The following is a 19,763-nucleotide window of genomic DNA, read 5'->3' as shown; positions in this document are numbered from 1 at the left end:
CTTAGAACCGCGGCAGCGGACATCGCTCATCGCGGGAGCGAGGCGTCACTGCGGCGGGTGGGCGTTGGTCCACAAAGCTTCGAGATGGGCGGTGAAGAACGCGTCCTTCTGCGCAAACTCGACACCGTCCGCGCCTTCATCCGCCGCTGTGCCCGCGCGCAGCACGATCCCTTCAACCAGCCCGCGTGACGCGGCCCGGAACAGCGCCAGCCCCTCTGCCGGCTCATCAAGCGCGTCAATCAGCATGCGCGCCAGAAAGGCCCGCCCGCTGGCCAAAGCCGGATTGTCATTGGTCAGCCGCCCGGCGCGCAGGTCCAGTCCCTCGCGATAGGCCTCAGCGGCCTGCCAGTATGCTCCCTGTTGCTCGAGGAGATAGCCGAGCGCATTCATCATCGTGCCGAGGAACACGGGTGAATGTCCTTCAATACTGCGGAAATCGCCGATGCCCAGGCGCGTTTGCTGCTCGGCTTCCTGATACTCGCCGGCCGCCATCAGGAGCATGCCGTGATTGAAGTCCTGCAGGGCGCGCCTTTGCGTTCCACGCGGCCAGACCGGGGCGGTGAGGATGTTCGACTGTTCAGAAGCTTGCAAGGCTTCGTCGTGGCGGTCCTGCGCAGACAATATGGCGGCCAGCTCACCCCAGGCGATGCCGACATCACTGCCCGTCGTCACGCCGTAGGCGGCGTGAAGGGCGAGTACCCGGCGCGCCATTGCTTCGGCCTCGGTCAGATTGTCCTGCATGCGCAAGGTCTTGGCGATCTCCAATAGCGGAAAGGCGTTGGCGCGCGCTTGCTCGCCGCGTTGCGCCGTGGATGAAGCCAAGTCCTCGTTGAAATGGAAAAGCGCTTCGGTCAGCCGGCCTTGCGTGCGCCGTATGTGGCCCATGCGCGTGTGCCATACGCGACGCTGGTTGGCCTGGGAGGGGTCGATCAGCAGATCAGCGTCGGCAAGAACGCTCTCGGCCTGCGCCACTTGGCCCTGCTCGTAGAGTATCTGCCCGCGCAGCAGCATCACCTGCGTTCGCGCCCCGGTCATGGAGGGCCCCAGCCCGTCATAAATGGCCTCGGCGCCTGCCAGCGATTCCAGTGCCGCATAGGTCATGCCGTTGCGGCGTTGCACATAGGCGAGCGTGTTCAGCCCGCGCGCATATTCGGCGCTGGCCTCGCCAAACAGTTCGGCGCGCAGGGCGACATTGCGCCGGGCGATGGCCAGCGCCTCATCCCGGTCGGCGTTGTAAACCAGATGGATCGCATAGGCGTCGAGCAGGCTGGCCAGAATGCCTTCCGCGCCGTCGGTCCGGTCCAGGATTTCCAGCGCGCGCGCGAACACCGGACCGGCGTCGTTCGGGCGGTATTGCTCATGGATCGACAAGGCGAGATTTTCATAGGCCCGCCCGATCTCGATGGCCGGAAAGTCGGCTCGGGCGGTCAGTGCCTCCAGCCGCTCACGGGCATTGGCTTCGGCCTGCGCAAAACGGGCCAGCCGGAACAGCGCCGTCCACACCCGTTCAGAGGCCGCGGCGGTCCGAAGTCCCGGCTCGCCATCCATGCGCCGGACGAAAGCGTGATGCTCCTCCAGCAAGGGCAGAGCCACCGCGTATCCATCGGCGCTTTGCACGCCTATGGCCCGGTTCAGCATATAGGTCGCCAGGTGGTCATCCGGCGTATCCGGGTCCGCCTGCGCGGCGCGGTAGGCGCGCTGGTGCAGATCCGCTGAGACTGTGGCGTCACCTGCCGCCTGCGACCGGGTGGCGATTTCCGACAGGATGCGGGCGCTGTGCCGGGTGTTGCCGGCCGTATCCTGCACTATGTCTGCAACACGGATCAGGCCTGCGGGGTCGCCGTCCGCGGCAATCTGATCGGCCAGCACGCCGGCCAGCGTCACCACCGACAGATCGCCGGGCTCGCGGGTGGACAGCGCAATGCGCAGCGCGTCGCGCCGGGCGTCGATGGCCTGGCCGATATGGCCGTCCGCCCCCACATCCGACGCCAGCCCCTCCAGCACGATCCCGACATAGGCGTGGTCGAGGCCGTACAGCGCCATATAGGCGGCCAGCGCATTGCGCCGCCGTTCGCTGGCCTCGTAATGGCGCCCTGATGCATTGAGGGCGTTGGCCAGGGCATTGAACGTGCTGCCGCGGGCGTCGAGCGTGTCAGCCGTCTCCGGCAACGCCTCGATCGCGCGCCGCAGATAGGCGATGGCGCGCTCGTTTTCGCCCGCTTCAAGGCTGATCGTGCCGGCATAATTGAGATAGTTGGCGTAGTTGGCTGCAGGCGTTTGCGCCTCGGCTTGGAGCGCGAAGCCGCGGTCGAGCCATTCGAGCGCCCGTAATGGCTCTGCCAGACTATGGGCCAGTATGGCGAGCGAGAAGGCGGCGTCGGCCCGCTCAGCCGGGTCGCTGGCCGGGATCGCCTCGATCACGCCTTCAAACAGCGTGTAGGCGCGCGCAAAATCGCCCGCCTCATAGGCCGCCACGCCCGGCGCGCGCAGCGCCGCATAGGGGTCGTCAGGCGTCTCCTGCGCCATCGCGCCGCCGGCGCACATCGCCAGCATACACACACTCAACAACCTGTTCCGCATCCCGGCCTCCCGCATCACATCCCAGTTTATCCCATGCGCGCGCCGGGCCATCTGACAATTATCGACAGGCTGCGCCCTTGCCCGTGGGCCTGCCTCCGCATAAGTGACCGGGACGTAGAATGGCGAAAGGCCCGAGACTGTCATGAGCGGAACCTATAATCCCGGCGGTGAGGGCGATCCCATTGAGAGCAAGGCGCAGCTGATCGCGCACTCGGCCTCGGGCGAGAAGCCGCGCGAACGCTGGCGCATCGGCACCGAGCACGAAAAGTTCGGCTTCACCCGCGAGACCCGCCAGCCCCTGGCCTATGTGAGCGAGGGCGCCAGCGTGCGCAAAATGCTCGAAGGCCTGACCCGGTTTGGCTGGGAGCCGATCATCGAGGATGGCAAGACGGTCGCCCTGAAACGCCAGGACGGGTCCGTCACGCTGGAGCCGGGCGGACAGTTTGAACTGTCGGGCGCCCCGCTGGAGACGCTGCACGAGACCTGCCGCGAGGTGAACGGGCATTTGCGCGAGGTGCGTGAGGTGGCCGACGAGATCGGGGCGGGCTTCCTGGGCCTCGGCTTCACGCCGGTGTCGGCGCTGGCCGACATTCCGATGATGCCCAAGGCGCGCTACCAGATCATGCGCGACTACATGCCCAAGGTGGGCGGGCTCGGCCATCAGATGATGTTCCGCTCCTGCACCGTCCAGACCAATCTCGATTTCTCCAGCGAAGCGGACATGGTCAAGAAGATGCGCGTCTCGCTGGCGCTGCAGCCGGTGGCCACGGCCCTGTTCGCCAACTCGCCCTTCGCGGACGGACGCCCCAACGGATATCTGTCTTACCGCGCCCATGTCTGGACCGATGTGGACCCCAACCGCACCGGCATGCTGCCCTTCGCCTTCGAAGAGGGGTTCGGTTACGAGCAGTACGTGGACTGGGCGCTGGATGCGCCGATGTATTTCGTCAAGCGCGAGGGCCGGTATATCGACGCCTCGGGTCAGTCCTTCCGCGACTTCCTGCAGGGCAAACTCCCCGCGCTCCCGGGCGTGATCCCGGTCTTGAGCGACTGGGAGGATCATCTCTCCACCCTGTTTCCCGAAGTGCGCCTCAAAACCTTCCTGGAACAGCGCGGCGCCGATGGCGGTCCGTGGAGCAATCTGTGCGCCCTGCCGGCCTTCTGGGTGGGTCTGCTCTATGACGATGCGGCGCTGGACGCGGCCTGGGAGTATGTGAATGACTGGACGCGCGAGGAGCGCGCCTGCCTGCGCATCGGCGCGGCGCGCTTTGCGCTGAAAACCCCGTTCCGCACCCGCACTTTGCAGGACGTGGCCAAGGACGTGCTGGCCATCGCGCGCTCAGGCCTGAAAGCGCGCGCCCGCCTCAACGCCCATGGCGAGCACGAGGCGCTCTTCCTCGATGATCTCGACGCCATCGCCGGGACCGGAATCAGCCCCGCCGAACGCCTGCTGGAGCGCTATCACGGCGCCTGGGGCGGCAAGCTGGATCCGATTTTTGAAGAGGCGGCGTATTAACCGCCCCCTCAACTCGTCGGGCAGTCTTCCGTCTGCGCCGGCGGCGACCCCGGCTGGGGGTCGCCGGGCAGGGTGATCCAGTCGCGTTCGCCGGGGGGCAGGGCGAAGGGCGTGTTTTTGAAGCCGCCGGCGATGCTCGCGCGCCAGCCGGTCTTGGCCTGCTCGATGCGGGCCTTGCTGGAGGACACGAAATTCCAGTCGATATGGCGCTCGCCGATATTGGCGCCGCCCAGGATCATGAGGCGGCTGTCCGCGCGCACGCGGATCACCGGCGCTTCGCCGGGCGCGAACACCGCCATATGGCCCGCACTCACCGGCTCGCCGCCGGTTTCGATCAGGCCTGACACGACATAGGCGGCGAGCTCGCCATGGCCGCGTGGCAGGTCGATGGCTGAACCGGCGGGCGCGTCGGCGTGGATATAGATGAGGGGCGAGTAGGTTTTGACCGGCGAGCGGTGCTCCCACACCTCGCCCAGGATCAGGCGCATCTGCGCGCCGCCGCGCTCGAACCGGGGCAGCTCTTCCGGGTCGTGATGATGGAAGGCGGGGGCGACCTCTTCGGCGTCGTCCGGCAGGGCGATCCAGGCCTGGATGCCGTGCAGGGCGTGCCCGGCGGCGCGCGCCTTTGTCCCGGTGCGTTCGCTGTGGGCGATGCCGCGTCCGGCGACCATGACATTGACCGCGCCGGGCGTCAGGGTCTGGTGCACGCCCAGCGAGTCGGCATGGTCCATCTCGCCTTCGAACAGATAGGTCAGGGTGGCCAGGCCGATATGCGGGTGCGGGCGCACGTCCACGCCATCGCCGGGCGCGAAGGCCGCAGGGCCCATTTCATCGAGGAAGACGAACGGCCCGACCCGGCGGCGCTTGGCCGAGGGCAGGACGCGGGAGACGGAAAATCCGCCCAGATCCTTGCGCCGCCCCGTCAGGATGAAATCAAGCTCGGCCATGGTGCGCGCCCCCTTGTGGTTCTGGCGTGTCTAGCTGGCCCCGTCCGGGGTCAGGCGCAAAATCTGGTTCATGCGGGTGGTCTCGACGATCTGGTAGCCGCGCCCCAGCGCCAGCTGGGCCGCATCGGGACCATTGCGCCCGGCCAGATCAGCCCGCTCCAGGATCATGATATCGGGCCAGCGCGCGCGGTCTGCGCCCGCGAAGAAGGCGCGCAGGATGGCCGCCTCGCCGCCCTCCACGTCGATCTTGAGGGCGTGGACTTTCTCCACGCGCATTTCATCCATCAGGCGGGGCAGCGTGGTCACGCGCACCGCTTCGCCGCCGGGCGCCGGCAGGCCGGCCAGGGCCGCGCCACCGAGATTGCCGGGCACGTAGCGCAGCACGTCCTCGCCCTCATAATCGGCCAGCGCAACGCCGGAGATGTCGATGTTCGCCAAACCGTTCTGGCGGGCGTTGAAGGCGATGCGCCGGCGCATCTGGCTCTGGGGCTCCACGGCGATCACCCGGCTGGCCGGACCGCCGGCATGGGCGGCCACCAGCGCATGCAGCCCGGCATTGGCGCCCACATCGATGAACACCTTGCCCGGCCCCATGGCGGCGCGCAGGGCGGCGAGCTCGTGCGGGTCGAAGCATTGCGGGGTGAGGAAGGCGCGCTTTTCGCTGAGATTGTCGCGCGGGTAGAGGCGCAGCGACAGACCGAAGGCGTGCACGTCCGCGGCGTCGCCTTTGAGCCCCGCCAGCGCCGCCGGGCGCAGCGCGCCGGCCAGGCGCAGCCCGGTCCGGTTGGCGGGCAGGCGGGAGGCCAGCCCCCGCGCCGCCTGACCAAACCAGGCAGGGGTGAAGCGGCCATAGCCGGGATCGGGTTCCGTGGTGGTGACCGAGCGTGCGCGCGGGCGCGCCGGGGCCTTGCGGCGGGCCTCGCTGCCGGTCTCGGCCGGGACGGTCGGGGCGTCGTGTGCGTCGTTCATGGCAGCGTTATAGCGCGCGTCCTGCGCGGCGCATACCACGCACGGTTTGCAGCCGGGGGCGATGTCATTACGATGGCGTCATGAAAAGCTTGGGAGATCCCGTCATGCGCCTGGCGATCGCGGCGGCTGCGGCCGTATTTCTGTCCATTCCAGCCCACGCAGCCGAACTGCCGGCCGACGCGCGCGCCCATGCCCGCGCTCTGGCCGAGGCGGCGCTGGAGAGCAATCTCGCCTATGAGATCACTGAGTCGCTGACCACCGAAATCGGGCCGCGCCTGGCGGGCACGCCGCAGGAAGCGCGCGCGCGCGACTGGGCGGTGGAGATGCTGACCGGGCTGGGCTTTGAAAACGTCCGGGTCGAGGACTTCCCGATGGACTTGTGGACGCGCGGCCATTCCATCTTTGAGGAAGTGGCGATCACCCATCCCTATCCGCAGGAGCTTTACGCCACCTCGCTGGGCGGCGCGGCGGCCACGCCTGAAGGCGGGCTGGAAGCGGAGATCGTGGTCTTCGCCAGCTTTGACGATTTGCTGGAATTTGACGGCGCGGAGGATGCGCTGGAAGGCAAGCTGGTGTTCGTCAATGACCGCATGACTGCGGCGCGCACCGGCGAGGGCTATGGCTGGGCCAACCGCAAGCGCACGCAAGGCTGGATCCAGGCGGAGAACCGCGGCGCCGTGGGCCTGCTGATCCGGTCGGTGGGCACATCGTCCAACCGCTTCGCCCATACCGGGATGATGAGCTTTCCTGCCCAGCGCCTGCCGGAGATTCCGGCGCTGGCGGTCTCGGCGCCGGACGCCGACCAGATTGAACGCATCCACGCCTCGGGCGAGACCATCCGTGTGGCCCTGCGCACCCATTCGGGGTGGCGCGGTGAGGTGACCAGCGGCAATGTCATCGGCGAGATCGTCGGATCCGAAGCGCCCGAGGAGATCGTGATCATCGGCGCACACCTCGACAGCTGGGACACTGGCACCGGGGCGCTGGACGATGGGGCGGGCGTGGGCATTGTCGCGGCGGCGGCGCGTCTGATCATGGAGGCGGGCGAGCGCCCGCGCCGGACCATCCGCGTGGTGCTGTTCGGGGCCGAGGAAGTCGGCCTGGTGGGCGCGCGCGCCTATGCCAGCGCCCGCGTGGAAGACGGCACGGTGGACCAGCACATCATCGGATCGGAATCCGATTTCGGCGCGCGCCCGGTCTGGCGTCTGTCGTCGGGCGTTGGCGAGCACGCCGTGAGCTTCTTTGACGCGATGCACGGCGAGCTGGCGTTTCTGGGCATTGAGCGCGGCGGCAACAGCTCGGGCGGCGGGCCGGACATGATCCCGCTGGCGGCCATGGGCGTGCCCATGGCGCGGCTGGATCAGGACGGGACGGATTATTTCGAGTTCCACCACACGCCCAATGACACGTTCGACAAGATCGTCCCCGAGGAAATGGCCCAGAATGTCGCCGCCTGGACGATCTTCACCTGGCTGGTCGCCGACAGTGATGTCGACTTCCGCGCCCGGCCTGACGCCGATGAGGCGGACGACGGCGAGCCGTCGCAGTAACTCTGGTCCCAAATGGCTCCGTCCTGAGATTGCTCAGGCGGGGTCAGCCGGGTGGCGTGCGCAGCCGCGCGGCGTCGCTGACGGCGGTGCGGGTCGTGTCCCAGCCGATACGCGCCAGCGCTTCGTCCAGTGGGACGAAACACGCCTCCAGCGCGTCGTCATCGGCGCGCGGCTCGCCGCTGATCCAGTGCGCGCACCAGTCGATCATGACGAAATGGCGCTCGGCCTCGATGGACTGGTAGACGCCGATGAGGCCGGTCAGCGCAATCTCCACCCCGGTCTCCTCGCGCACTTCGCGCACCAGCGCGTCTTCGAGCGTTTCGCCAAACTCCACCTTGCCGCCGGGGATGGACCACTGGCCCTGGAACGGCGCGCGGGCGCGCCGGATCAGCAGCACGTCATCGCCGCGCCACACCACGGCGCCGACGCTGACGACAGGGCGCGGCTTGACGCTCACGGGTGGGCACCCTTGAGTGGGCGGGGAAGGGACGAGGCGGTCATGTGCGGACGATATGTCATAAGCCTGACGCTCGACCAGATGGGCGAGCTGTTCGAAACCGAAGACCGGCCCAATCTGGAGCCCAACTGGAACGCCGCGCCGACACAGGCGCTTCCCGTGGTGCGCCGGGGCGCGGACGGGGCCGCGCGCCTGTCGGCGATCCGCTGGGGGCTGGTGCCGCACTGGTCGAAGACCGGGCCGAAAGGCGCCAAGCCCCTGATCAATGCGCGCAGTGAAACGGCGGCCGAAAAGCCCACCTTCCGCACGGCCCTGAAGCGCCGCCGGGCGCTGGTTCCGGCCGACGGGTTCTTTGAATGGCAGTCCGGCCCCGACGGCAAACAGCCCTGGTACATCACCCGCACCGACGACGCGCCGATGGTGTTCGCCGGCCTTTGGGAGCGCTGGGGCGAGGGCGCGGACCGCATCGACAGCTTCGCCATCCTGACGCGCGCGGCGGGGCCGGACACCGCCTGGCTCCATGACCGTGTGCCGGTGATTCTGGAGCGCGGCGCGTTCAGCGCCTGGCTGGACCCGGACACGCCCCCCGAGCCCTTTTTCGAGCCCCTGGCCGACGCATCCCTGCACGCCCGCCCGGTCAGCCGCCGGGTCAATGCGGCGCGGGAGAATGATGCGGGCCTCACGGACAAGGTGGAGATCGCGGATGCGGGTGAGAGCGGGTGAGAGTTTGGTGAGAGTCGGGGGCGGGGGCGGTTCTTATTACTGTTATCACCACCCTCCCGCTGGTGCGCCAGGCCTTGCAGAGGCCGTGTTGCGCCCGGCGCCAACGGGGTGGGAGCTCCATGAGTCATGACGCGCAGCCTATACCGGCGCGGGGCGGGGGTGGATAAGGGGTTAAACCGCTTTCCAGCGTGCACGGAAGCGGGCTAGCGTCCTTGCGTGCGCCCGATGCAGCCTGAGCCTGAAGCCCGAGCCCGAATCCATGACGACACCGCCTGACAATGCCCCGCCTGCTGACGATGCGCCGCCTGCCGCAGCGGTGGAGGCGTTCATTGCGCGCTGGAAGGAGTCCGGCGGCGGGGAGCTGGCCAATACGCAGACCTTCCTCAACGAGTTTTGCGACCTGATCGGCGTGCCCCGTCCCGATCCCTCGCGCGAGGAAACCGCGCTCAACGACTATGTCTTCGAGCGTCAGGTCACCCGCCTGCATGACGATGGCAGCCAGTCGAGCCGCCGGATCGATCTGTACAAGCGCGGCTGCTTCGTACTGGAGGCCAAGCAGGGCTCATCGGGCGCAGGCAACCGCACGGCCAGCGCGGCCCAGGTGGACATGTTCGGCGCCGAAGCCGGCAAGGCGCGCGCGGGCACCGCCCGGCGCGGCACCGATGGCTGGATCACGGCCATGCAGCGCGCCCGCGGACAGGCCGAACGCTACGCCAAGGATTTGCCGCGCGAGCATGGCTGGCCGCCTTTCCTGATCGTGGCCGATATCGGCTATTGCTTCGAGCTCTATGCCGACTTCTCCGGGCAGGGAAAGGCGTATGAGCAATTCCCCGACCGGCGCGGCTTCCGCATCCTGCTGGACGATCTGCGCAAGCCCGAAACCTGCGCCCGCCTGCGCGCGGTCTGGACCGATCCCCACGCCATAGATCCGGCCCGCAAGACCGCCGAGGTCACCAAGGACATCGCCGCGCGCCTGGCCATCGTCGCGCGCGAGCTGGAGAAAAAGCACGAGGCCGAGCAGGTCGCCCTGTTCCTGATGCGCTGCCTGTTCACCATGTTTGCCGAGGATGTGGCGCTGCTGCCCAAGGCGTCCTTCACCCGTCTGCTGTCTGATCTGAAGGCCGATCCGTCCAAGGCGCATATCGCGCTGGAAGCGCTGTGGAAGGAGATGAATACCGGCGCCGCCCTGTCGGGCTGGCTGCGCGAGCCGGTGCGCCGCTTCAATGGCGGATTGTTCAAGGATGCGCGCGCCCTGCCGCTGACCGCCGAGATGCTGTCAGAGCTGTATATCGCGGCCAGACAGGACTGGACCCAGGTGGAGCCGGCCATCTTCGGCACGCTGCTGGAACAGGCGCTGGACAAGCGCGAACGCCACCGGCTGGGCGCGCACTATACCCCGCGCACCTATGTGGACCGGCTGATCACCCCCACCCTGATGGAGCCGCTGCGCGAGGACTGGATGGCGGCCCGCGCCGAGGTGCAGGCCCTGCTGGATGCGGACCGCAAGGACAAAGCGCTGGAGCGCCTGCGCGCTTTCCATGGCGCCCTGTGCGAAGTGCGCGTGCTGGACCCGGCCTGCGGCACGGGCAATTTCCTCTATGTCGCCATGGAGCGCATGAAGCGCCTGGAAGGCGAAGTGGTCGACATGATCGTGGAGCTGGGCGGGCGCGCCCGCGCCGAATACCGCGATCATTCCATTGATCCCCACCAGTTTCTGGGGCTGGAGATCAATCCGCGCGCCGCGGCCATCGCCGAGCTGGTCTTGTGGATCGGCTATATCCAGTGGCAGGTCAGATCGGGCGGCATCGATTTCATCTATGATCCGGTCCTGCGCGATTTTCACAATATCGAATGCCGCGACGCGCTCATGGACCATGGCGATCCGGTGCTGCGCACCGGCGATGACGGCAAGCCCGTCACGCGCTGGGACGGGGTCAGCTACAAGGATCACCCGGTCACCGGCGAGCGCGTGCCCGACGAGGCCGCGCGCGTGGAGATCATGGATTACCCCAAGGCCAAAGCCACGAGCTGGCCGAAGGCCGAGTTTATCATCGGCAACCCGCCCTTTATTGGCGGCAAGGATTTGCGCGCATCACTGGGCGATGGCTATACCGAGGCGCTGTGGAGCGCCTATCCGGCCATGCCGCGCTCGGCCGATTTCGTGATGTACTGGTGGGGCAAGGCCGCCGATCTGACGGCGAAAGCGGCCAAAGCGAAAGCGAAAACGCCGCGCCGGTTCGGCTTCATCACCACCAATTCCCTGCGCCAGACCTTCAACCGGCGCGTGGTGGAGGCCGCCCTGTCGGGCAAGCCGCCGCTCTCCATCCTCTACGCCATCCCCGACCATCCCTGGATGAAAAGCGCCGACAAGGCCGCCGTGCGCATCGCCATGACGGTGGTGGCGCCGGGCGAAGAACGCGAGGGCGTGCTGGCGGAGGTGGTGCATGAGGCGGGCCTGAACACCGATGCGCCGCAGGTGGAGTTGCGGGCGCGGACGGGGCTGATCAGGCCGACGCTAAAAATCGGAGCCCTTGTTTCGAGCGTCGTCAATTTAAAATCAAATGAAAATCTAGGGCACAAAGGGTTTATGCCCTATGGAACTGGCTTCTTCATAAGCTCAGAGCAGGCTATCCGATTCAAAAAATCTGACCCCAATTCAGAGCATTTTATATTCCCATATCTGAATGGGAGAGATTTGGCTCAGAGATCGAGAGGTATTTTTGTAATTGATTTGCATGGTCTAAGTTTATCTCAGGCAGTTGATATTGCACCGGGTCTCGTTCAGCATCTAAGAGATAATGTAAAGCCAGAGCGCGACCAAAATAAAATGAAAGAACGCCGCGATAATTGGTGGTTGTTTGGGCGCCCCGGCACAAAAATGCGTATGGCGTTGAGTGGTTTAAGCAGATATATTTCAACGCCAGAAACTGCAAAGCACAGATATTTCATTTTTCTTGATAATGATTCTAAGGTTGATCAAAAAATTCGCTCTATTGCAGTCAGTGATGCATCGGCATTGTCAATTTTAAGTTCAAATATCCATGTTGTATTTTCACTCGCGCGCGGAAACTGGCAAGGCGTCGGCAACGATCCCGTTTACACCCACAGCACCTGCTTCGATCCCTTCCCCTTCCCCGACCTCACCGGAAAGCCGGAGCTGAAAGCCCGTCTCGATGCGCTGGGAGAGCGGCTGGATGCCTTCCGCAAGGAGCGGCTGGAGAAGCACGACTTCCTGACCATGACGAAGCTCTACAACGTGCTCGAACGCGTGCGCGCGCTGGAGTCAGGGAAGGCAGGCGAGCCGCCCCTGACCGACGCCGAGCGCGAGATTTATGAGGCGGGGCTGGTCGGGGTGCTCAAGGACATTCACGACCAGATCGATGCGGCGGTGGCGGACGCCTATGGCTGGCCCGCCGATCTGGACGAGGAAGAGATCCTGACCCGTCTGGTGGCGCTGAACCATGAGCGCGCAGCCGAAGAGGCGCGCGGGGTGATCCGCTGGCTGCGCCCCGATTTCCAGAACCCCGATGGCCGCGCCGCCCGCGTGGCCGACGCGCAGGGCGAGATGGATGTGGGCGCCGCGGCGCCGGACGCCTCCGGCCCGCGCCTGCCCGACGATCAGGGCGAGCTTGCCCGCGCGGTGCGCGCGCTGGTCGCCGGCGCCGCCACCCCCCTGTCATCGCGCGATATCGCCAGCCGCTTCGCCGGCAAGAACACCAGGGCCAAGATCACCCGGGTAGACGCCATGCTCTCCATCCTCGCCGCCATCGGCCAGACCGAAGCCACCGAGGACGGCCGCTGGTTCAGCGCAGGGTGAGGGGGGTCTCCGCCCCACCTTGCGCAGCCGCGTCTGGCTGGGCCGCCGCACACCCCTCACCTTACCTCTCCCCTCGGGGAGGGGAGAGGGGGCTTTGACGCTTGAGTTTGTTCCGGAAATGCAAGCGCCTGGCCCCGCCGCCAAGAGCGCGGCGCCTGAAGCCTCCTCTCCCCCACGCGTGGGGGAGAGGGTAGGGTGAGGGGGCTCGGGTCAGTCCGGGCTCTGCCGCCCCCAGTGAAACGCCCGGATGCGCATCCGCGCCGTTTCAATGATGTGGTCGGCGGCCATGAGCGGCGCTTCGTCCAGCGCCAGGTTCCAGAAGCGCATCACCTGCCAGCCAGCCGCCTCCAGGATGGCGGTGCGCCGGGCGTCTGCGGCCAGCTGATCGGCGTGCTGGCTGCCGTCCAGCTCGATGATCAGGCGGGCTTCCACGCACGCGAAGTCGGCGATGAAGCCGCAGGCCGGATGCTGGCGGCGGAATTTCAGCCCCTCGGGCCGCTGTCTAAGGAGAGACCAGAGCCGCCGCTCGAAGCGGGTCTGATCGCGTCTTAACCGGCGCGCATGGGCGATGGGTTTGGGGCGGGCCATGAAACAAGCATGGCGCATTCGCCTGTAAGGCGAAAGTAGATTGAGGTTCCCTCTTCCCCATGACCATGGGGGAGAGGGTAGGGTGAGGGGGGGCCGGACTTCTCCGGTTCACTGATCGTCGCCGCGCCTAGCTGCACCGCCGCACACCCCTCACCTTACCTCTCCCCTCAAGGAGGGGAGAGGGGGCTTGAACGGGGCGTTTCTTTAAGGAAAAGCAAGCGCCTGGCCCCGTCGATAAACATGCATCGTAGAGGCCTCCTCTCCCCCACGCGTGGGGGAGAGGGTAGGGTGAGGGGGCGGCCTCTCCGGCTCAACTTGCGCTGGCCGCGTTGGGCTGGACCGTCTGCAACCCCCTCACCTTTAACCTTCGCCCTTTCGATTGATCCACTTGATCAATCTCTGAGGGCTCAGCCCCCATAAATGGGGGAGAGGGGGCGGGAACGGGGCGCTTCTTTCAGGAAAAGCAAGCGCCTGGCCCCACCGATAAATACGCGCCGTTGAGGCTTCCTCTCCCCCACGCGTGGGGGAGAGGGTAGGTGAGGGGGTTGACCTATCCGGGTCACCTTGCGCAGCCGCGTCTGTATGAACCGTCCGCACACCCCTCACCCCACCCTCTCCCCTCTCAGAGAGAGGGGAGAGGAGGCTGGAACGGGGCGTTTGATCTGGAAAGGCCGGCAGCCAATCAAGGCGCCGCCTGCACCTCCGGCGCCGCTTCAATCACATCGGACGCGTCGGTGGTGACGTCTTCGAGGACTTCGCCGGTGCGGGTGACGTCGCGGCCGAGGCCCTGGATGGTGTTGCAGGCGGTCAGGGCCAGCGTGCTGGCGGCGACAAGGGCGGCGGCGGTGATGCGGGCGAGATGGGTCATGGGACGGTCTCCTCAATGTTGGCCCTGACTATGCCAGAAACGGGGGCAGGCCGGTAACGGTTTCATGGGGGGTTGCTCTACACCGTCTTCCTAACCCCTTGTTTTCCCGGAAGCCGCGCAGCGGCTATCCGGGATCCATCCCGACAGGTTGGAGCCGCCTCCGGGGTGGAGGGGAATGGTGGATGGGTCCCGGCTCTCCCCCGGATCAAGTCCGGGGTCGGCCGGGAAAACAAGATGGGTTGTTTTGATCCCAAACGCAAAAAGGCCCGGCGCTGGGGCCGGGCCTTCTCACTGACTTCAAGCCATCCGCCTACCAGATGCGCACGCGCTGTTCGGGCGGCAGGTAGAGGGCGTGCTCTTCGGTGATGCCGAAGGCCTCGTACCAGGCGTCGAGATTGCGCACCACGCCATTGACCCGGTACATGCCCGGCGAGTGGGGGCCGCGGGCGAGCTGGGCGCGCAGGGCGTCGTCGCGGAACAGGGTGCGCCAGACCTGGGCCCAGGCCAGGAAGAAGCGCTGATCGCCGGTCATGCCGTTGATCACCGGGGCTTCGCCGCCCGGGTAGGTGGCGGCCACATGGTTGCGGTAGGCCTCATAGGCCATCTGCATGCCGCCCAGATCGCCGATATTTTCGCCCAGGGCGACCCGGCCGTTCACGCACTCGTCCTCGAACGGGCAGAACTGGTTGTACTGCTCCACCAGCCGGTCGGAGCGCTCGACGAAATTGGCGTTGGTTTCTTCGGTCCACCAGTCGCGGATGCGGCCTTCGGCGTCGAAGCGGCGGCCGTTATCGTCAAAGCCGTGGCCGATCTCGTGGCCGATCACGGCGCCAATGGCGCCGTAATTCATGGCCGCATCGGCGTTCATGTCGAAGAAGGGCGCCTGCAGAATGCCCGCCGGGAAGGTGATCTGGTTCTGCAGCGGGCTATAGCTGGCGTTGACGATTTGCGGCGGCCATCCCCACAGGCGCCGGTCCACCGGATCGGGGAAGCGGCGCAGCTGCTCGGCCCAGGCAAAATCGCTCATGCGCATGCGGTTGCCGAAATAATCGTCCGCGCGCAGCTCCAGCCCGTCGAACTCGTTCCACACTTCGGGATAGCCGATGCGCGGCTCGAAGCCCTCCAGCTTGACCAGCGCCTCGGCGCGGGTCTCGTCATCCATCCATTCCAGACGCTCCAGGCGGCCACGGAAGCCCTCGATCAGATTGACGATGAGCTGGTCCATCTGGCGGCTGGCTTCGGGCGGATAGTGGCGGTCGACATAGACCTGGCCCACCAGGTGACCGAGCCCGCCATTGACCAGCTGCACGCCGCGCAGCTCGCGGGTGCGCTGCTCCTCGGTGCCCGACAGGGTGCGCGAGAAGAAGTCGAAATTGGCTTCGTCGAACGCCGCCGGCAGCCAGCTGGCGCGGTCTGAGAGGAAGTGGAAGCTGAGCCAGGCGCGCAGCGTCTCGATGTCGGCGCTGGCGAACACCTCGCCGGCGCCGGTGATGGCGCTGGGCTGGGAGACGATGATCTCGGCCTCGGCGGGCAGGCCGCGTTCGGTGAGGGCGGCCTCCAGGTTCAGGGCCGGGGCCAGGGCGACAAACTCGGCCGTGGTCATGCGGTTATTGGTCTTGGTGACGTCGCGCGAATCCTCGCGGGTCCAGTGCACCTCGGCGAGCGCCGTCTCCAGCGCCAGGATCTGCCGGGCGCGCGCCTCGCCGTCCGGCAGGCCGGCCAGATCGAACATGCGGGCGATATAGGCGACATAGGCGTCGCGGTATTCGGGGAAGCGGCCGGTGTCGAGCAGGTAGTAGTCGCGGGTCGGCAGGCCCAGGCCCGACTGGCCGGCGCGCATGATATAGCGTTCCGGGTTTTCCGGGTCGGCGCCGATGCCCACGCCGTAGGGCGATGAATAGCTGCGCCGGGCCATCAGCGCGGCGGCGTCCTGGTGGCTGGAGATGGCGGCGATGGCGTCCAGATAGGGACGGGCCGGGTCCAGGCCGGCGGCCTCGATGGCGCCGGCGTCCATCCAGCTGGCGAACAGGTCAGAGATCATCTGCTCGTTGGAGCCGGCCGGTCCGCCGCGCTCGGCGGCGTCCAGGATGATGGCGCGCACCTGCTGCTCGACTTCCAGAGACAACAGATCGAACATGCCGTAGCGCGCGCGGTCGGACGGGATGTCCGTGGTGTCCGCCCACACGCCATTGGCGTAGGCGAAGAAATCATCGCCCGGGTGGACCGAGCGGTTCATGCCCGCCTCGTCAAACCCGTAATCGCCGAAACGCGGCGCGTCTTCAGCGAACGCGGCGCTGCCTGCGCAGAGCGCCAGGCTGGCCGCGCCGGCCATGAGCCATTTCATCATATCAAATCTCCCGAAGGCTGTTATCGCGCCCTTCAAGGGGCGCCGTTCTGTCAGCACGCGGAACGCTACAGCGCGGGGCCAGAGTGTGGAACCGGCTGTAGCGGTCACGGCTGCGTTACTCGGCCGGGCTTGGCGCGGCGGCAGGGTCGTGATCGTGACCCGGACGGCGCCGCTCGCGCGACTCTTCGGGCGTATCGGCGACGTCCACGCCCTCTTCGCCGCTGATCCGGCCTTCCCAGCCTGCGCCGATGCCCGGGATGCGCTCGCCGCGCCACAGGCCCAGCACGCCGCGCTTGATGTCCACGCCCATCGCGTAGAGGGCCGGCACGAAGAACAGGGTCAGGAACAGGGCGAACACCACGCCAAAGCCGATGGCGACCACCATGGGTTTGAGGAACTGGGCCTGGGTGGAGCGTTCGGCCATCATCGGCAGAATGCCCAGGAAGGTGGTGACAGTCGTCAGCAGGATCGGCCGGAAGCGCTGCACGCCTGCATCCACCAGCGCCTGGAAGGCGCCTACGCCGCGTTCACGCAATCGGTTCACGAAGTCCACGAGCACCAGGTTGTCGTTGATCACCACCCCCGCCGCTGCGCCCACGCCAAAGAAGGAGAACATGGCGATGGGCATGCCGAAGAAGAGATGCCCGAACACGGCGCCGGCGAAGGCGAACGGGATGGCGGTCATGATCAGCAAGGGCTGGGCGTAGGAGCGGAAGGCGATGGCCAGCAGCACATACATCGAGCCCAGCATCAGCACCTGCAGGATCACGATCTCCTGCATGAACTGCGCCTGGCCTTCGGCGTCGCCCAGCGCGCCTTCAGAGACGCCCGGATAGCGCTCGCGCCAGGCCGGGAAGAAGTTCTCCCTCAGATCACGGCGAATCTCGCCGGCTGCGTCCTCATCGCTGAGATCGGCGCTGACGGTCACGGTGCGCTGGCGTTCGCGCCGGTTGATGCGGTTGATGCCGGGGGCGAATTCCACGTCAGCCACGGCCGCCAGCGGAATCTCGCGCCCGTCGGGGGTGCGGATGCGCAGATCGCGCACCGCATCGAGGCTGTCGCGCAGCTCGCGCGGGTAGCGCACCATCACGCGCACATCCTCGCCGCCGCGCGGCAGGCGCTGGACCTCGATGCCGTAGAAGGCCTGGCGCACCTGTCCTGTGACGTCGTTCAGGGTCAGGCCCAGAGCGCGCGCATCGGGACGCAGGCTGAAGCGCATTTCCTCGGCGGAGGTCTGCAGATTGTCCACGATATCAAAGGTCGCCGAATAGGTGCGCAGCTGGGCCTTCAGGTCCGCAGCGGCCAGGCGCAGCACGTCCAGATCGGGGTGGTTGATGGCGAACTGGATGCCCGAGACGTTCTCGGAAATGGTGAAGTTGAACTCGATGGATTCCGCGTCCGGCACCGGCCCCATGGCGTCGCGCAGGGTCTGGGTAATCTCAGACATCGGGATGGGTTCGGGCCGGTCCTCCGGGCTCGCCATCTGGATCCAGGCGCGCACGCTGGAGCCATTGGCGATCACCGCGCTGCCCACCACCATCTCGAAGCCGGGATAGCGTTCGTCATAATGGGCGTTGAGCGCGACGGTGGCGTCTTCCAGCTGGTTGCGCACTTCCTCCAGGCGGCTCCAGGGCGCGCCTTCGGGCAGTTCGATCTGCGCCTGGACCAGCTCGTCCTCGACTTCGGGCATGAAGCGGAAGGGCACATAGCCGGTATTCATCAGCACGATGGCGAGCGTGAACATCATCACGAAGGCGAGCACGGTGAAGTAACGCGCCTTGATGGCCAGAGCCAGGACCGGCGCGTAGACATTGCGCGCAAACGTGACGAGCCCGTTGGCGATGGATTCCTGCACACGCAGGAACGGGCCGAAGAAGCCGGTCATGCGCTGGGGACCCATGTGCGACAGGTGCGCGGGCAGGATCACCAGAGATTCGATCAGCGAGAAGGCGAGGGCCGCGATGACCACCAGCGAGATCTGCCGGGTGAATTGCACTTCCGGCCCGGTCAGCAGCATCCAGGGCGCGAACGCCATCATGGTGGTGATGACGGCGAAGATGACAGGCTTGGCCACCATCTGGACGCCGACCACGGCGGCGGTCATCCCGCGTTCGCCGCGTTCGACCCGGTTGTGGATGTTTTCGCCCACAATGATGGCGTCGTCGACCACCACCCCGATCACGATCAGGAAGGCGAACAGCGACAGCATGTTGAGGGTGACGCCCAGCATGGGCAGCAGCATCAGCCCGCCGGCGAACGCCGTGGCGATGCCGATGGTGACCCAGAAGGCCACGATCGGCCGCAGGAACAGCACCAGCACGATCAGCACGAGCAGGAGGCCGATCATCGCCGAACTGGAGATGGTGTCCATGCGCGAGTGGTAGACATCAGACATGTCGAACCAGTTCGACAGGGTCACCGTCGGCGGCAGGTCGTCGCGTTTGCGGTCCACATAGGCCTGCATCTGCTGTGACAGGCGCACCACGTCGACATCGCCGGTGGTGCGCACATCGATGAGCACCATGGTCTGGCCGTTGAACGTGCCGGAGAAGTCGACATCCATCAGCCCGTCGGTCACCTGCGCTACATCGCGCACGCGGATGGTCGAGCCGTCCGGCGTCTGGCGCACAATGATGTCGCCAAACTCTTCGGCGGTGTCGGCCAGCTGGCGCGAGGTGAGCTGGATGCGGCCCTGGGCGGTGCGCACGGCGCCGGCCGACGCGTTGAGCGATGTCGCGCGCACAGCCTGGGCGACCTCGTTGAAGGTCAGGCCGTAGCGGCGCAGCGCCTCTTCGGACACTTCGATGGCCACCTCTTCGCCGAGATAGGCCATGGTGTTGACGATGGAGGCTTCGCCGACCTGGGAGCCAATTTCGTCACGGATCTCGCGCGCCAGGCGCTGCAATTCGCGCCGCTCCACATCGCCGTGCAGGGCGATCATGTACATCTGCTGCTGGTTTTCCCAGCGGCTGACCACGGGCCGGAAGGCGTCAGCGGGCAGATTATTGATCGAGTCCACGCGCAGCTTGATTTCATTGACGAATTCATCGCCGTCGAGATTGCGCTGGCCTTCGATATTGACGAAGCCGCGTCCTTCCTGGGCGCTGGAGGTGATGCGGTGGACGCCAGACAGGTTGGCCACCGCCTCCTCGATGCGCAGGATGATCTGCTCTTCGACTTCCTGCGGCGCTGCGCCGGGCCAGGCCACGGACACCGTGGCGCCGTTGAAGGAGCCGGACGGGAAGACCTCGCGTTGAAGCTGGATGAAGCCCAGGATCCCGCCCACAAAGGCGATGATCATCAACAGGTTGGCGGCGACGGAGTTGCGCGCCCACCAGGCCAGGATGCCGCGGTGTTCACGTTCTTCGGGACGTTGAACCATGATCGTGTCCTCCAGCTTT

General features: G+C 66.6%; 12 protein-coding genes. 4 read left to right on the top strand and 8 right to left on the bottom strand.

From position 1 onward, the window contains the following. Nucleotides 1–45: 45 nt before the first annotated feature. Entirely contained in the window at nucleotides 46–2,553 is a 2,508-nt protein-coding gene (locus tag L2D01_10515) for a hypothetical protein (GenBank protein ID WBQ09329.1), read from the bottom strand. A 169-nt stretch (nucleotides 2,554–2,722) separates the two neighbouring features. On the opposite strand from L2D01_10515, the gene L2D01_10510 reads away from it, so the two are divergent. Further along, a complete protein-coding gene (locus L2D01_10510) occupies nucleotides 2,723–4,096 on the top strand; it encodes a glutamate--cysteine ligase (GenBank protein WBQ09328.1) in 1,374 nt (457 codons plus the stop codon). 8 nt (nucleotides 4,097–4,104) lie between these two features. Here L2D01_10510 and L2D01_10505 read toward each other — a convergent pair whose 3' ends face one another. Beyond that, nucleotides 4,105–5,043: a pirin family protein gene (locus L2D01_10505; GenBank protein ID WBQ09327.1), complete on the bottom strand. Its 939-nt coding sequence runs from the start codon at nucleotides 5,041–5,043 to the stop codon at nucleotides 4,105–4,107. A 30-nt stretch (nucleotides 5,044–5,073) separates the two neighbouring features. Further along, nucleotides 5,074–6,012: an FkbM family methyltransferase gene (locus L2D01_10500; protein ID WBQ09326.1), complete on the bottom strand. Its 939-nt coding sequence runs from the start codon at nucleotides 6,010–6,012 to the stop codon at nucleotides 5,074–5,076. A 104-nt stretch (nucleotides 6,013–6,116) separates the two neighbouring features. Between L2D01_10500 and L2D01_10495 the strand changes: the two genes are divergently transcribed. Then, complete coding sequence (locus L2D01_10495; protein ID WBQ09325.1) at nucleotides 6,117–7,562, top strand: M20/M25/M40 family metallo-hydrolase; 1,446 nt, start codon at nucleotides 6,117–6,119, stop codon at nucleotides 7,560–7,562. Between the two features lie 43 nt (nucleotides 7,563–7,605). Here L2D01_10495 and L2D01_10490 read toward each other — a convergent pair whose 3' ends face one another. Further along, nucleotides 7,606–8,019 (bottom strand): NUDIX hydrolase, encoded by a 414-nt coding sequence (locus tag L2D01_10490; GenBank protein WBQ09324.1) that lies wholly within the window; start codon nucleotides 8,017–8,019, stop codon nucleotides 7,606–7,608. Nucleotides 8,020–8,061: 42 nt separating this feature from the next. On the opposite strand from L2D01_10490, the gene L2D01_10485 reads away from it, so the two are divergent. Then, complete coding sequence (locus tag L2D01_10485) at nucleotides 8,062–8,742, top strand: SOS response-associated peptidase (GenBank protein WBQ09323.1); 681 nt, start codon at nucleotides 8,062–8,064, stop codon at nucleotides 8,740–8,742. 259 nt (nucleotides 8,743–9,001) lie between these two features. After that, nucleotides 9,002–12,559, top strand: a complete 3,558-nt coding sequence (locus L2D01_10480; protein WBQ09322.1) for a hypothetical protein — start codon at nucleotides 9,002–9,004, stop codon at nucleotides 12,557–12,559. A gap of 210 nt (nucleotides 12,560–12,769) precedes the next feature. Here L2D01_10480 and L2D01_10475 read toward each other — a convergent pair whose 3' ends face one another. From L2D01_10475 to L2D01_10460, 4 genes are all read right to left on the bottom strand, one after another. Further along, nucleotides 12,770–13,147, bottom strand: coding sequence for a DUF559 domain-containing protein (locus L2D01_10475; protein ID WBQ09321.1), 378 nt, complete (start codon nucleotides 13,145–13,147; stop codon nucleotides 12,770–12,772). A 682-nt stretch (nucleotides 13,148–13,829) separates the two neighbouring features. Further along, the gene (locus tag L2D01_10470; GenBank protein WBQ09320.1) at nucleotides 13,830–14,015 is read right to left on the bottom strand and encodes a hypothetical protein; all 186 of its coding nucleotides are present in this window, start codon (nucleotides 14,013–14,015) and stop codon (nucleotides 13,830–13,832) included. 310 nt (nucleotides 14,016–14,325) lie between these two features. After that, entirely contained in the window at nucleotides 14,326–16,362 is a 2,037-nt protein-coding gene (locus tag L2D01_10465) for a M13 family metallopeptidase (GenBank protein ID WBQ09319.1), read from the bottom strand. Nucleotides 16,363–16,477: 115 nt separating this feature from the next. Further along, nucleotides 16,478–19,744 carry an efflux RND transporter permease subunit gene (locus tag L2D01_10460; protein ID WBQ09318.1) on the bottom strand — a complete coding sequence of 1,089 codons (3,267 nt, stop codon included), beginning with the start codon at nucleotides 19,742–19,744 and terminating at the stop codon, nucleotides 16,478–16,480. Nucleotides 19,745–19,763: the final 19 nt, after the last annotated feature.

Source organism: Hyphomonadaceae bacterium ML37, assembly GCA_027627685.1.
Taxonomy (GTDB): domain Bacteria; phylum Pseudomonadota; class Alphaproteobacteria; order Caulobacterales; family Maricaulaceae; genus Oceanicaulis.
This window is presented reverse-complemented; position numbering and strand designations above follow the sequence as displayed.

Excerpts from the sequence above, each read along its gene's own strand:
- L2D01_10515 (WBQ09329.1), bottom strand. The coding sequence starts at position 2,553 with ATGCTGGCGATGTGCGCCGGCGGCGCGATGGCGCAGGAGACGCCTGAC.
- L2D01_10510 (WBQ09328.1), top strand. The coding sequence starts at position 2,723 with ATGAGCGGAACCTATAATCCCGGCGGTGAGGGCGATCCCATTGAGAGC.
- L2D01_10505 (WBQ09327.1), bottom strand. The coding sequence starts at position 5,043 with ATGGCCGAGCTTGATTTCATCCTGACGGGGCGGCGCAAGGATCTGGGC.
- L2D01_10500 (WBQ09326.1), bottom strand. The coding sequence starts at position 6,012 with ATGAACGACGCACACGACGCCCCGACCGTCCCGGCCGAGACCGGCAGC.
- L2D01_10495 (WBQ09325.1), top strand. The coding sequence starts at position 6,117 with ATGCGCCTGGCGATCGCGGCGGCTGCGGCCGTATTTCTGTCCATTCCA.
- L2D01_10485 (WBQ09323.1), top strand. The coding sequence starts at position 8,062 with ATGTGCGGACGATATGTCATAAGCCTGACGCTCGACCAGATGGGCGAG.
- L2D01_10480 (WBQ09322.1), top strand. The coding sequence starts at position 9,002 with ATGACGACACCGCCTGACAATGCCCCGCCTGCTGACGATGCGCCGCCT.
- L2D01_10475 (WBQ09321.1), bottom strand. The coding sequence starts at position 13,147 with ATGGCCCGCCCCAAACCCATCGCCCATGCGCGCCGGTTAAGACGCGAT.
- L2D01_10470 (WBQ09320.1), bottom strand. The coding sequence starts at position 14,015 with ATGACCCATCTCGCCCGCATCACCGCCGCCGCCCTTGTCGCCGCCAGC.
- L2D01_10465 (WBQ09319.1), bottom strand. The coding sequence starts at position 16,362 with ATGATGAAATGGCTCATGGCCGGCGCGGCCAGCCTGGCGCTCTGCGCA.
- L2D01_10460 (WBQ09318.1), bottom strand. The coding sequence starts at position 19,744 with ATGGTTCAACGTCCCGAAGAACGTGAACACCGCGGCATCCTGGCCTGG.